This is a genomic window from Trichococcus flocculiformis, from assembly GCF_963662535.1.
Lineage (GTDB): Bacteria > Bacillota > Bacilli > Lactobacillales > Aerococcaceae > Trichococcus > Trichococcus flocculiformis.
On the sequence record NZ_OY759718.1, the window covers coordinates 977,471 to 990,651 of the forward strand.

16 protein-coding genes are annotated in these 13,181 nt (G+C 45.1%); 15 read left to right on the forward strand and 1 reads right to left on the reverse strand.

The features are described 5' to 3' along the window. Position 1 precedes the first annotated feature (1 nt). From ACKPCD_RS04915 to ACKPCD_RS04945, 7 genes are all read left to right on the forward strand, one after another. Entirely contained in the window at positions 2-964 is a 963-nt protein-coding gene (locus ACKPCD_RS04915) for an SDR family NAD(P)-dependent oxidoreductase (protein ID WP_321434165.1), read from the forward strand. Then, positions 957-2,561: a phytoene desaturase family protein gene (locus ACKPCD_RS04920; protein WP_321434166.1), complete on the forward strand. Its 1,605-nt coding sequence runs from the start codon at positions 957-959 to the stop codon at positions 2,559-2,561. Before ACKPCD_RS04915 ends, ACKPCD_RS04920 begins: the two co-directional genes overlap by 8 nt. Before the next feature lie 163 nt (positions 2,562-2,724). Beyond that, entirely contained in the window at positions 2,725-3,714 is a 990-nt protein-coding gene (locus ACKPCD_RS04925; RefSeq protein WP_321434167.1) for an alpha/beta hydrolase, read from the forward strand. Then, on the forward strand, positions 3,701-4,210 hold the full coding sequence (locus tag ACKPCD_RS04930) for a cyclophilin-like fold protein (protein WP_321434168.1): 510 nt from the start codon (positions 3,701-3,703) through the stop codon (positions 4,208-4,210). Before ACKPCD_RS04925 ends, ACKPCD_RS04930 begins: the two co-directional genes overlap by 14 nt. A 154-nt stretch (positions 4,211-4,364) precedes the next feature. Continuing rightward, a complete protein-coding gene (locus ACKPCD_RS04935; RefSeq protein WP_321434169.1) occupies positions 4,365-5,285 on the forward strand; it encodes a Fic family protein in 921 nt (306 codons plus the stop codon). A gap of 33 nt (positions 5,286-5,318) precedes the next feature. Next, complete coding sequence (gene rsgA / locus ACKPCD_RS04940; RefSeq protein WP_321434170.1) at positions 5,319-6,395, forward strand: ribosome small subunit-dependent GTPase A; 1,077 nt, start codon at positions 5,319-5,321, stop codon at positions 6,393-6,395. Between the two features lie 18 nt (positions 6,396-6,413). Next, positions 6,414-6,734, forward strand: coding sequence for a DsrE/DsrF/TusD sulfur relay family protein (locus tag ACKPCD_RS04945; protein WP_321434171.1), 321 nt, complete (start codon positions 6,414-6,416; stop codon positions 6,732-6,734). A gap of 33 nt (positions 6,735-6,767) precedes the next feature. Here ACKPCD_RS04945 and ACKPCD_RS04950 read toward each other — a convergent pair whose 3' ends face one another. Then, positions 6,768-6,980 carry a hypothetical protein gene (locus tag ACKPCD_RS04950; protein WP_321434172.1) on the reverse strand — a complete coding sequence of 71 codons (213 nt, stop codon included), beginning with the start codon at positions 6,978-6,980 and terminating at the stop codon, positions 6,768-6,770. Between the two features lie 94 nt (positions 6,981-7,074). Between ACKPCD_RS04950 and ACKPCD_RS04955 the strand changes: the two genes are divergently transcribed. The 8 genes from ACKPCD_RS04955 (at position 7,075) to ACKPCD_RS04990 (ending at position 13,146) form a co-directional block, all read left to right on the forward strand. After that, complete coding sequence (locus tag ACKPCD_RS04955) at positions 7,075-7,686, forward strand: hypothetical protein (protein WP_068562507.1); 612 nt, start codon at positions 7,075-7,077, stop codon at positions 7,684-7,686. A 199-nt stretch (positions 7,687-7,885) separates the two neighbouring features. Continuing rightward, positions 7,886-8,167 carry a hypothetical protein gene (locus ACKPCD_RS04960; protein ID WP_119094141.1) on the forward strand — a complete coding sequence of 94 codons (282 nt, stop codon included), beginning with the start codon at positions 7,886-7,888 and terminating at the stop codon, positions 8,165-8,167. Between the two features lie 197 nt (positions 8,168-8,364). Next, positions 8,365-8,868 carry a DUF7000 family protein gene (locus tag ACKPCD_RS04965; protein WP_119094086.1) on the forward strand — a complete coding sequence of 168 codons (504 nt, stop codon included), beginning with the start codon at positions 8,365-8,367 and terminating at the stop codon, positions 8,866-8,868. A gap of 30 nt (positions 8,869-8,898) precedes the next feature. Then, on the forward strand, positions 8,899-9,327 hold the full coding sequence (locus tag ACKPCD_RS04970) for a hypothetical protein (protein ID WP_321434173.1): 429 nt from the start codon (positions 8,899-8,901) through the stop codon (positions 9,325-9,327). A 32-nt stretch (positions 9,328-9,359) separates the two neighbouring features. Next, a complete protein-coding gene (locus tag ACKPCD_RS04975) occupies positions 9,360-10,016 on the forward strand; it encodes a GyrI-like domain-containing protein (protein WP_321434174.1) in 657 nt (218 codons plus the stop codon). A 158-nt stretch (positions 10,017-10,174) separates the two neighbouring features. Continuing rightward, on the forward strand, positions 10,175-10,999 hold the full coding sequence (locus ACKPCD_RS04980; RefSeq protein WP_321434175.1) for an oxidoreductase: 825 nt from the start codon (positions 10,175-10,177) through the stop codon (positions 10,997-10,999). A gap of 240 nt (positions 11,000-11,239) precedes the next feature. Continuing rightward, a complete protein-coding gene (locus tag ACKPCD_RS04985) occupies positions 11,240-12,346 on the forward strand; it encodes an NADH-dependent flavin oxidoreductase (RefSeq protein ID WP_321434176.1) in 1,107 nt (368 codons plus the stop codon). Between the two features lie 200 nt (positions 12,347-12,546). Then, positions 12,547-13,146 (forward strand): hypothetical protein, encoded by a 600-nt coding sequence (locus ACKPCD_RS04990; RefSeq protein ID WP_321434177.1) that lies wholly within the window; start codon positions 12,547-12,549, stop codon positions 13,144-13,146. Positions 13,147-13,181: the final 35 nt, after the last annotated feature.

A 13,181-nucleotide genomic window follows, 5' to 3' on the forward strand; every position in this document is an offset into this window, starting at 1 on the left:
CATGGATAATAATGGGATAAAATTCTGGAAATATTATAAAGAATACCGTCTCTCCAATGTACTGGCCATGATAAAAAACAACTCCAAAAGTCCATTGATTTGTGTGGATGATTGCAAGGGCAAGCTGGTTGTCATAACTGGGGCTACTTCCGGAATCGGCTATGCCGTTGCTAAAAAATTTGCCTCAAAAGGTGCGGATCTGATCTGCATCAACCGAAACAAAGAGCGCTCAGAAGCTTTGAAGCATGAAATTGAGAGTGCGTACAAAGTAAAGTGTGATTATATTTTGGCTGATTTCAGCAGCATGGATGATACACATAAAGCTGCCCATCGTTTGCTGGAAATTGAGAAACCAATTGATATCATCATTCATAATGCTGGCATTTATCTTACAAAACGACAAATCACTTCAAATGGAATTGAGAAAGTCTTTATGGTAAATTACCTTTCCTCTTTCATCATGAACGACATCTTAAAAGAAAAACTAAAATCCCAGGGGAAATGTCGGATCCTATTGGTAAACTCAGAAGGGCATCGCTTTGCAGCTTGGGGGATGCGTTTTGACGATCTCGATTGGTCAAAAAGACATTATTCCGGTTTGAAAAGCTACGGTACAGCCAAACTCGCTGAACTCTTAGCGATGCTGAAATTTGACGAGTATTTCCGAGGATCGGGTGTAACCATCAATGCGATGCATCCTGGAGCTGTAAAAACAGCCACAGGACAAGATAATGGTCCATTATACAAGTGGTTCAAGAAGAATGTATTGGACAAAACGTTAAACCCTGTTTCGGTGGCAGCAGAAGCGATATATTATTTAGGAGTTTCTGAAGATCTGAAGACATGCAGTGGTGAATTTTTCAATCTGACAACGCGTGAAGAGCCTGCTCCACCAGCGCTGGATGATGAAAATGCAAGCGTTCTGTGGGAAATAAGTTTGAAAATGGGGAATTTGAATGAATAATGCGGATCAAAAAAGATATGATGCCATAATTGTAGGTGGAGGACTTGCCGGGCTTACGTCTGCAGTATTTCTTTCTCAAGCAGGCAAGAAAATTTTGCTTATCGAAAAAAATGCCGAATTTGGTGGCTTGGTAAACTCATTTGAAAGGGATGGTTTCGTCTTTGATGCTGGAGCCAGAGCAATCTTAGGAGTCGTTTTAGCTATGCTGAAAGACTTGAATCTTGATATTGAGGTTGTCTCAAGCAAGGTTTCCCTTGGTGTTGAGGATAAAATCATCGGCATTGAAGGCCCAAATTCTGTTGGCGAATACAGAGATTTGTTGGTAAGTCTCTATCCAGATAGCGTGGAGGATATCGATGCATTCATAGAAGTTATGATTAAAATAATGAAATTGATCGATATCATCTATGGCATTGATAATCCATTATTTAAAGATATCAAGCGAGATAAGGTGTACGTAATGAAAGAACTTTTGCCATGGCTGCCGAAGTTTATCTTTGCGATGAGCAGGATTGAAAGGCTTTCCAAACCTAGTGATGAATATCTTAAACAAATTATTCAAGATCCGTCCCTTATCGATATCATTTCACAACATTTCTTTAAAGGCACACCAACATTTTTTGCATTGAGTTATTTCACGTTGTACAGCAGCTATGTGTACCCAAAAGGGGGTACAGGCAAGCTTGCTGAAGCGTTAGTGGAAAAAATACAAGCATTCAATGGTGACATACTCCCGAATACGGTTGTAAAAAAAATCCATTCCGACCAACAGGTGCTTGTCGATGAAAATAACAACGAATACCATTATGAAGACCTTGTTTGGGCTGCAGACCTAAAAACTTTTTACACTATCACTGATTTGGGTAACTTGGCCCCAAAAATAAAAGAAAAGTTTGAAACAACAAAGGCATTGATGGCAAAAGGCAAACCTAGCGAATCTGTCTTCTCGCTCTATTTGGAAGTTGATTTGCCGGTGTCTTATTTTAAGGAGTCCTTCAATGGGCATCTGTTTTACACACCATCCAGAAAAGGTTTGGGCAACATCAATAAAAGTGAACTTAAGGGAATGCTGGAAAAATGGGGAGAGACGGATAAAAAAGAAGTTTTTTCCTGGTTGGATCGTTTCCTGGAATACAACACTTATGAAATAGCGATCCCGGCTATGAGAGATTCTGACTTGGCCCCGGAAGGCAAAACGGGTTTGATCGTCAGCCTGCTTATGGAGGCGGAATTGTTCTATAAAGTTGAAGAATCTGGCTGGTATGAAGAATTCAGAAGGGAAATCGAAGATAAAATAATCAGTGTGCTTTCTGAAAGTTTATGTCCTGAGTTGAAAGATAAAGTGGAGAAGCAATTTTCCTTTACACCTCTAAGTGTTGAAAACCGAGTCGGGAGCACGGGTGGGGCAATCGTGGGCTGGTCTTTTGAAGCCCCGATCCCGGTTATTTATAAAATGCAGCATGTAAACAGATCAGTACGGACGCCTATTCTGAATATTTATCAAGTAGGGCAATGGGCCTATAATCCAGCCGGAACACCCACATGCATCATCACAGGTAAATTAGCTGCTGACAGGATAATTAAAAAACACAGGTAAGCGTCAAATGATTTAATAGTTCTAAATCCCTTATTTTCAACCTCCATAAAATTATTTTCGGAAAAACATTTGACTTCATGTTCAGGTGAAGTCGTAGAATCAACTTAAGCGTACTGCTTAGAGATTAAACGAACATAATCATGAATAATTTGGAGGAAATGATATGACAGAGAATACTTACCGAACTTTTGAACTCAGCGATAAGGTAACGGTTCAACAGGTCACTTTTAAAAACCGCTACGGCATAACCGTTGCAGCGGATTTATACTTATCTAAGGACATCGACACATCCCAAAAATATCCTGCACTTATCGTCGGTACACCATACGGCGGTGTCAAGGAGCAAGGCGCAGGGATTTATGCGCAGAATATGGCGGAACGCGGATTTGTTGCGATTGCGTTCGATGAATCCTATAACGGTGAAAGCAGCGGCGCGCCAAGACACGTATCGTCTCCGGACATCTTTGCCGAAGACTTCAGTGCAGCTGTGGACTTCATCGGCACGCGTCCATTCGTGGACAGAAACAAAATAGGTGTGATCGGCATCTGCGGCAGCGGCGGGTTTGCAGTGACAGCGGCGCAGGTCGACACGCGGATCAAAGCAGTTGCCACAGTAAGCATGTACGATATGAGCCGGGTGATGCGCTACGGTTGGGCAGACAGCATGACGGATGAGCAACGCACACAGCTTTTTGACCAACTAGGTGAACAACGCTGGAAAGATTTCCAGGGCGATGAACCGGAATTGACGCCTACTTTCCCAAGCGAGCCTGTGGATTCTATCCCTGAAGGAATGGATCCGATCAGCAGTGAATTCTTCGGCTATTATGCGATGAAACGCGGCTTCCACCCGAACTCGATCGGCGCGTTCACGAAGACGAGCGCCATGGCTTTCATGAACTTCCCGTTGATGAACTACATCCAGACGATTTCTCCTAGACCGATCCTGTTCATCATCGGTGAGCATGCGCATTCGAAATATTTCAGCGAGGATGCTTACAAAATGGCTGCAGAACCGAAAGAACTGTTTGAAGTTGCCAGCGCTGGCCACGTGGATCTGTACGACAGAACGGATCTGATTCCGTTCGATAAACTGGAGTCTTTCTTCACGGAAAATTTGTCAAAAAGATGCGGTTCAAATGAAAAATCCTAAACAAGTTGAGTTTATTTTTTTATTCGCATTTTGTGCGGTTTTACTGGTTGGCTGTACCAATAATCCGCCGTCGAATGACGCCGGACTTGTTGCAGAAACAGACCAAATGCTCACCGAATCCAGCCCACAAGAAAGGGATGACGCCATGCCAATGATGAGTATTCAAGTCGGAAACACCCGTTATGCTGTGTCGCTACATGACAATGCGACAACGCAGGCATTGACCCAAAAGTTGCCGATGACTTTAAAAATGGATGAACTGAATGGGAATGAAAAATTTCATTATCTTTTGGAGACTTTGCCAACGGACTCCCAACGAGTCGGCAGAATCAAATCCGGGGATGTGATGTTGTACGGTTCCGACTGTCTGGTTATTTTCTACAAAGATTTTTCGACCTCCTACAGCTATACGCCAATCGGGAGGATTGAAGACCCAACTGGACTTGCTCAAGCGCTGGGACGAGGGAGTGTCGAGGTCACATTCAGCAACCGATAACAGAATCAAGCGAGAGATGGGTTTTGAACCATTTCTCGCTTTTTACTTTGTTGAGCTGGAATTCCACCAACTGTTCATTACCTATCATTCCGAGGTCGGAATGATATTGCTTTTCAACACTAGGAAGCATAAAATGGAGTTGAGGTGAGCGATTATGGTATACATCAGCACAAAAGAAGCAAGCAACAATTGGGACATAAGCGAACGCAGGATTCGGGAACTTTGCCAAGAAGGTCGGATTGAAGGGGCAGTCAAAATCGGTCGGAACTGGGCAATCCCTGTTGATGCGCACAAACCTGTGGATGCAAGGCAAAGTGAACAAAAAAAGTATCTCGGCTTGGGATACGATTTCAGCCAAATCGATACGGCGATGGATACCATCAATAGACACAGACCGTTTTCAAAGGGATTGGCGGATTCCCTCCATGAAAAACTGATCGTTGAGTGGACTTACAACAGCAATGCGATCGAAGGGAACACACTGACCATGTCAGAAACGAAAGTCGTTCTCGAAGGGATAACGATAGGCGGAAAAAGCCTGGTCGAACATCTGGAAATCATCAATCACCGCGACGCCATTCTTTTCATCGAACAACTTGTTTCTGAAAAAGAACCGCTCTCCGAATGGAACATCAAGAACATTCATGCGCTGGTTCTGAAGCAAATTGATAATCAAAATGCGGGGAAATATCGGAGCGAGAATGTGGTGATCAGTGGTGCAAAGCATATTCCGCCGAAACATTATCAAATAAGCGAATATATGCAAAAATTGATTGCCGAATATCAGAACGAATGGCTTGGGTATCACCCCGTTGTGCGGGCGACTTTACTGCATGGCGAATTCGTGAAAATTCACCCGTTCATTGACGGAAACGGCAGGACATCACGGTTGTTGTTGAACTTTGAACTTATGAAATCCGGCTATCCACCAATCATCATCAAAAACGAAAACCGTGCTGACTATTATAAGGTGCTTGATCACGCCCACACGACCATGGATTACGGACCTTTCATAAAATTGGTGGCGGAACTCGTGATTGAGTCGGAAAAATTGTGGTTAATGGTTCTGGAATGACATAGCGGTTTTGTTCGAAAGGAAGGGAAGAAAATGCCTGACAAATTAACAAATCTGGGATTCACGGACAGGTTCGCGCAGGAGGCGACCCTTAATCCGGATCTGCATCCGGCAAGAGTCATCGCGCAATACAAGGAATTGTATCGGGTTGCGACCGCAGAATCGGAGATGCTGGCCGAAATATCCGGGAAAATGCGCCATGCTGCAGTCGATATGTCGGACTATCCGGCAGTCGGCGACTTTGTGATGATCGACCGGAATGAGGGAAGCCAGGACCATGCCATCATCCACCAGACACTGAAAAGGAAAAGCGTCTTTATCCGCAAAGCAGCCGGAAAAGCGCATGACGTCCAGGTTGTGGCAGCGAACATCGATATTGTCTTCATTTGCATGTCGCTCAACAATGACTTCAATCTGCGGAGGCTGGAACGCTACTTGGCAATCGCGTGGGACAGCGGGGCAATGCCGGTGATCGTGCTGACGAAAGCGGATCTGTGCGCGGATATCCCGGAAAAGTTGCGTGAAATCGAGACGATCGCTTTCGGAGTCGATGTGCTGGTCACGTCGAGCCTGAGCGAGGACGGATACACGGCCGTACTGGAATACATCACACTGGGCCAGACCGTTGTTTTCATCGGTTCATCCGGTGTGGGAAAGTCAACCTTGATCAACCGGATCCTTGGGGAAGAACTGAACGAAACGCGGGAAATCAGAAGAGATGACAAAGGCCGGCATGCCACCACAAACCGGGAACTGTTCCTCATTCCGACGGGCGGCTGCATCATCGACACGCCGGGCATGCGCGAACTCGGTTTGGAGAGCGCGAACCTGGCGAGGACGTTCGTCGACATCGATGAATTGGCGGCACAATGCAAATTCAAAGATTGCAAGCATGAAAACGAGCCCGGCTGCATGGTCAGGAAGGCCATAGAGGATGGCATACTGACCGAAGAACGGCTGCAGAGCTACCTAAAGCTGAAGAAGGAAGCCAAATACGAGGGTATGAATTCCAAACAGATTGAAAAAGAGAAAATCAGTACGATGTTTTCTGATTTCGGCGGCATCAAGAACGCCAAGAGGTACATCAAATCAAAAGATAAGGGCAAATAGAAAATTGGAGGAATCACAATGAAATTAGGAATCATCATCGAAACAAAGGAATACGAAAAAGCTTGGAACGCCATGAGGTTCGCCGTGACCGCTAAGAAGACCGGACATGAAGTGAAAGTATTCCTGATGGGCGAAGCAGTCGAAATCGAAAACATGACCCACGAAACATACGATGTGGCCGCACAAGTGCAAGCTTTTGCCGAACTGAACGGTGAAATATTGGCTTGCGGCACGTGCCTGAAGTCACGCAACATGGAAGGCTCGGATGTTTGCCCGATCAGCACCATGATTGATTGCGTCCAGATGGTCGAGTGGGCTGATAAGGTTGTTACTTTCTGAGGGGTCGATTGCACTTGATCATTCCTTTATTTCCTAAGAAAGAAGTGAAAAAAAACGGTGAATATCAACAATTTCCAAAATCTCATCAACCGGACCATTTTGGATAGAGGGTATAATTATTATATAGGCGGCAACCTGGATGAGGATTATGTTCGAAGGGGCAACACCTACTTTTTTCACGTGCAGGGAAGCGATGACTATGAGGTTTCCGTAGAAATCGATGACACGGGCATTCTTTCCTTCCATACTTACCTTTTAGTGCGTAATTTACAGATTCTAGAATCGTGCTAGACTGATGATAAGAACAGCATAAATCACTCATGTAAAGGGGAAGAAAAGCATGAACATACCTATGAAAGCAGAAAACTTTACCGCAGTTGGTTCCTTTATTAAAAACGTTGATTTTGACGGAACGGAAGTACTTAGGGTCACGAAAGATCCGAAAATCGAAGCTTTTGATGAACCAACCTTTGCAAGGTTGGTGGGCACTAAATTCAAGAACGGCACGATCGAAGGGAAGGTATTGAGCCGTCTCTTGCCTGACGCGCCCGAATTCGCCAGAGGATTCCTCGGTGTTGCTTTCCGCATCGATGAAAACAACGAGCATTTCGAATCGTTCTATATTCGTCCGACGAACGGCAGGAATGAAAGCCAACTGAGAAGGAACCGCGCCACACAATATTTCTCCTACCCTGACTACAAATTCGACCGCTTCAGATCCGAAAGTCCAGGCGAGTACGAATCCTACGCTGACATGGGATTGGATGAATGGATCGATTTGAAGATCAAAGTGGACGGAGAACATGCCGAATTGTATGTGAACAATTCGAAGCATCCCGTGTTGGTGGTCAACGATCTGAAGCTCGGGCCGGATGCGGAAGGTGATGTTGCGCTTTGGGTCGAGGAAGGCACGGAAGGGTTTTTCAAGGATTTGAAGATCAATCCGAGCTAGAACAGTGTTGTTAAAGAAGATTCTGCGGCGAGGAATGGATTCGGTTTATAAAAAATAGAACGCAATAACCAAAAGGAAAGCCTGTGGATCATAGAAGCTGATAGGGTGGTTGTGCCCACAGAAATTAACGGGAAGCTCTATCGTGAGGGATAACAAGCAACGGCAGTTTACCTTGAACAAGAATATGGAGGAAACGATCATGAAAATGCAATTTTGGTCCAAAACGACAACCGGGAAATGGGCAGCGAGTTTGACTATGGCATTCATCGTGCTGATGGCCATCAAAATGACGGCAATTGGAGCTACAATCAGACTGCCTCTACCGACGCCCGTCCTTGCATTGCTGGGAGTGATCGGTTTCATCATGGGGCTGATAGCCATTATCAAATACAAGGACAGAGCCTTGCTGACGTTGTTGTCCATTCCGGTTGGGATAATTATCATCGCATGGACACTCGCTGAAATTGCTTTCCCGCACTGACGCATCGTTGCCCGAACTTCCTATCGTGTAAAGACATCCTTAGTCAGGGCGTCTTCTTTATCTGCCATTTGCATTGTCGTACGTAGGGCATCTACGCGGTATTCGCATTATAATGGGATTGAAAAGTACCTGCTAAAAAAGCGGGAGGCTGTTTCTGTCTATTTTCAGGATGCTTATTCTAAATGAGGAGCACTATTATGGAATCGATAAACGAAAGTATAAAGGAATATGCTACGCAGCTAAGCAAAGGGCGGATTCAGAAAGCTTATAAAGGAATCATGACTTTTATGTCAGAACTCCGCTCCTATCTGGAAAGCAAGTACCCAGATTATACTGCTGGTAATTTATATTTTGGTTACATGGATATGACGTATTTTGCTTTTACGCCTGCTGATTTGAAAAATAAGAAGCTGAAAATTGCCGTAGTTTATTTGCATGAAAAAGGCGTTTTCGAAGTTTGGTTGGCTGGGAATAACAGAAAAATTCAAGCTGAGTATATCGCGTTGATGAGCAGTGATAATATTGGTAAATATAAATTATCACAGGTTATTCCGGGAGTTGATTCCATTATAGAATCAACTCTGGTTGAGAAGCCGGATTTTGACCATCCAGAGGAACTCAAGAAGCAGATTGAAAAGAAGACGATGGAATTTATAAAGGATATCACTTCTATACTGGATGAACCTCAAGGAGTATTATAAGCGGATATAAGGAAAGGAGCTGGATGACATATGAACAAAAAGTCTGGAATCATTAAGGAAGGATTGCTTGTTACAATAGCGAGCTTACTTACTTTGGCAGTTGCCTTTATGCTGTATTTTCTGATCTTCATGGTTTTTGAATCCTTTGCAAATCAGGATGGTTCCTATGGATTTGTGTCACAATTGCGCGTTGGGTATGGGATTATTTGGCTTGGCCTATGTTTGATCGTATACCGTACGACGATATATGATTGGCTCAAAGCCGGCGTGCTGACTGCTTCACTTACCACTTTTATGGTCGGAATTGGTGTGCAATTGTACAAAAGTCCCATTGTAGTGGGGTTGGTCCTATTATTAGTTGCTTCAATAAGTGTATTTCTGCTTCATAAAATGAAGCAGAAATGGTATCACTACTATGCTGTTGCACTTTCCATCCTTGCCGCATTATTTTATTTATAACTGATTTGAACGATTAAGGGAGGAAAAATGAAATGCCCGGTCCATTAGATTTCAAAAAAGAATCCAAGAACCTCTACCAACCCAAGACTATCCCTGTGATCGTCGATGTGCCGAAAATGACATTCATCATGGTTGACGGCAAGGGGAACCCCAATGATGAATCGGGGGAATACGCGAAAGCAATCGAAATGCTTTACGGGCTGTCCTACACCATCAAAATGAGCAGCAGAAGCGGCAATGACCCGGCGGATTTCTTCGAATATGTCGTTCCGCCATTGGAAGGCTTATGGTGGACGGAGATTGATCGCCCCTTTGACACGAGCCAAAAGGACAAATTGATCTGGACAGCGATGATCCGGCAGCCGGAATTTGTAACCGATGAAGTATTCCGATGGGCCGTTGAGGAATTGAAGAAAAAGAAACCGGAACTTGACCTCGCCAAGGCAAGGTTAGCGGAGTTCACGGAAGGGCTTTGCGTTCAGATGATGCATATGGGTCCCTACGATACGGAAGCAGTGACGGTCAAGGCTATCGACGATTTTGCTGCAGCCAATGGATACGTCAATGCCATTTCGGAAATGAGTCCAGACGGTACAATCCGTAGGCATCATGAAATTTACCTGAACAATCCGCGTAAAGTAGCTCCGGAAAAGATGAAGACGGTCGTTCGCCATCCGATCAGGAAATAAAAATAGAAAATGTGGAAATGTAATTTTCAAAAATAAAACGCTTCCCTTGAAGTGCACTCCAAGGTGTATACTTCTGTTTGTGATGCGAGTGGCGCCATTTTGATTCGCAAAAAGGCGCAATGATCAAAATAAACAGCTTCAGGAAGGAAGGAAACATTATGACAACATGGTTGATTACAGGCTGCTCCAGTGGTATCGGCAGAGGAATCGCAAAAGCAGTTTTAAAACATGGGGATAACGCGATAGTGACTGCACGGAACATTTCCACGGTGGCGGATATCGTCGAAAATTATCCCGACACTGCTATCGCGGTGCCTCTGGATATCACAAATATAGAAAGTATCGCGGACGCCGTAAAAGAGGCAGCTGATAATTTTGGTGGGGTGGATGTCCTCGTGAACAACGCTGGTTATGGTTACCGTTCTTCCATCGAAGAAGGCGAAGAAGAAAGCGTGAATCTGCTGTTCGACACGAACTTCTTCGGCCCGATTGAATTGATCAAGCAAGTCTTGCCATACATGCGGGCGCAGAAGAAAGGCGCCATCATCAATATTTCCTCGATCGCTGCCGCCCGCTCAGGTGTCGGTTCCGGTTATTATGCTGCATCCAAGGCCGCTTTGGAATTGATGACTGACGGCTTGATGAAGGAAGTCGCTCCGTTGGGAATCAAAGTGATGACCGTGGAACCAGGCGCATTCCGGACCAAATTCTACGACACTTCCCTGAAAGGTACGCAGAAGCAGATCGAAGATTATGCCGATACCGCTTGGAAAACTCGAAAAGAGAACATCGTTGACAACCAGGACCAGCCCGGCGATCCGGACAAAGCGGGAGAAGTCATCTACGAAACTATCCAAAAAGAGAACATTCCGAAACGGTTGTTGCTGGGTTCGGATGCAGTGAGGATTGTGTCCGCCGAGATGAAGGAACGATTGCAGGAAATCGAGGATTGGAGCGCAGTCAGCGCACAGACTGATTACTGATCGGATTTTTGGAAATGTAAAAAAATAAATGATGAAAGACTGTGGACGCTGGCGGGATGGCTGTTCCGCGGTCTTTTTTCGGTCGATAAGCATATTCAAGGAGCGCGGCTCTTGCAAAAAAGGATTCCTTATAATAAAATATATGCATGCGCATGCAATTTGAAGCGGTCGAGCATTTTGTTAGGGAATTTCCGGCAAGCTCGGTAGAATGAAATAAAGCGATCCAAGGGAGAGAAAAATATGTCAACAATGAACAGCAAACTGACTTTCAAACGCGGCCTGGAACTTAAGAACCGCATCATGATGGCACCGATGACGACGAAAATGAGTTTCTATGATGGGGTAGTGACAACCGACGAGATCAATTACTATGCGCTTCGTTCCGGTGAAATAGGCGCGGTCATCACAGGCGCTGCAAATGTTCAGAACGACGGCAAAGGCTGGGAAGGCGAATTGAGCGTCGCTTCCGATGTGTTCATTCCGGGTTTGAGCAAATTGGCTGCAGCCATCAAGAAAAACGGCACCAAAGCCATCCTGCAGATTTTCCACGGTGGCCGCATGACGGATTCAAGCGTTTTGCGTGGCGTTCTGCCAGTAGCGCCAAGTGCGATTGCTGCCGAAAGACCGAATGCCGAAACGCCAAGAGCATTGGCAGATGATGAAATACTTGATCTGATCGAAAACTTCAAAGCCGCGACTCGCCGCGCGATTGAAGCAGGGTTTGACGGTGTGGAACTGCATGGTGCAAATACTTATTTGTTGCAACAATTCTTCTCGCCGCACTCCAACCGCAGAGACGACGAATGGGGTGGCACGTTGGAAAAACGGTTCAGTTTCATCGACAAATTGGTTGATGAAGTGACAGCAATCGTGGATGAATCGGGTGCCGAGAATTTTATCGTTGGCTACCGCTTTTCCCCTGAAGAATATGAAAATCCTGGTATCCGCTTTACAGATACACTGTTCCTAGTGGATCAATTGGCCGATAAAGGCTTGGATTATCTGCATATTTCCTTGAGGGACCATCAATTGGTTTCCGTTTCTGAGGATCATAAAGAGAAAAGTATGATGGCGTACATTCATGAGCAAATCAACGGACGCGTGCCGTTGGTCGGCGTCGGCGATGTCCGCACGAGCGAAGATGCGGAGCACGTATTGGAAAATTCGGAGCTTGTTGCCGTTGGACGTGCTTTGTTGATCGATCCGCATTGGGGCGCGAAAGCCCTCGCTAAAAAGGATGATTTGATCCGCCAAGAAATATCCAATTACGATCGCGAAGAACTGTTCCTCGCGAACGGCGTCTGGGGCTTCATGGAGTTCATGATGCCGGACCGCTTGGGTAAATAAACAATTAGTTGGACCATACAGACTTCCTGGGAAAAGGGACTTCTGTATGGTCTTTTTCTTGTGTGTTACCTGAGGGCATAAGCGATTCAGGCGCTCGTGATATGTTATAATGAGGGCGAAAAAGAACGGTTACAAAATGGAGTGAATAGTCGATTGTCTTCCTTTGTCATCAGGTTTTTTAGTCCAAGGAGGGACTTCAGATGATCAAAAATAACAAACGCCGATGCATGTTTTTCTTCATCATGATCCTATTGTTGTTTATCTTTTCGGGCTGCGGTTCAGCGAGCGATGAAGCTGCCTCATCTTCGGATCCGGAAGCAATCAGGGAAAGCCAAATCAGCGAACTGGAAAGCAGCGATCTGATCGGGAATGTGGATACGTATGCGGCTATCCAAGGCGTGCTTGCGGAATCGGCTGCTCCGATGCCAGCCAAAGTGTTCATCATCGAAACTAATGAATCTGTTGAGGACGGGGTCGGAGAAAAGTACGTATATTCACCGCACTATTTTGATTTGCCAGAGGAATTGCAGGCGACATCTGATGCCGAAATGAACGTGTTGGTGAAACTGCGTAGCTATTATATGGAAACTGGAACCTACTCAAATGAAGGGATTGCCTACACGCGCTATGTACAAATAACCATCCTGGACAGGTCTGCTGGCACTATCATCCATCAGGAAACACTTATCGGATCAGCACCCTTCAGCATCAGTGAAGATCAATCCGCGGGGTATGGTTATGTCCCAGATTACCAAGTGCTGGAGAAAATTTTAGAGTTTTTTGGCTATTCAGAAGAATGATATTTTTATGGAATGGATTTGGAGGTGAAGAGATG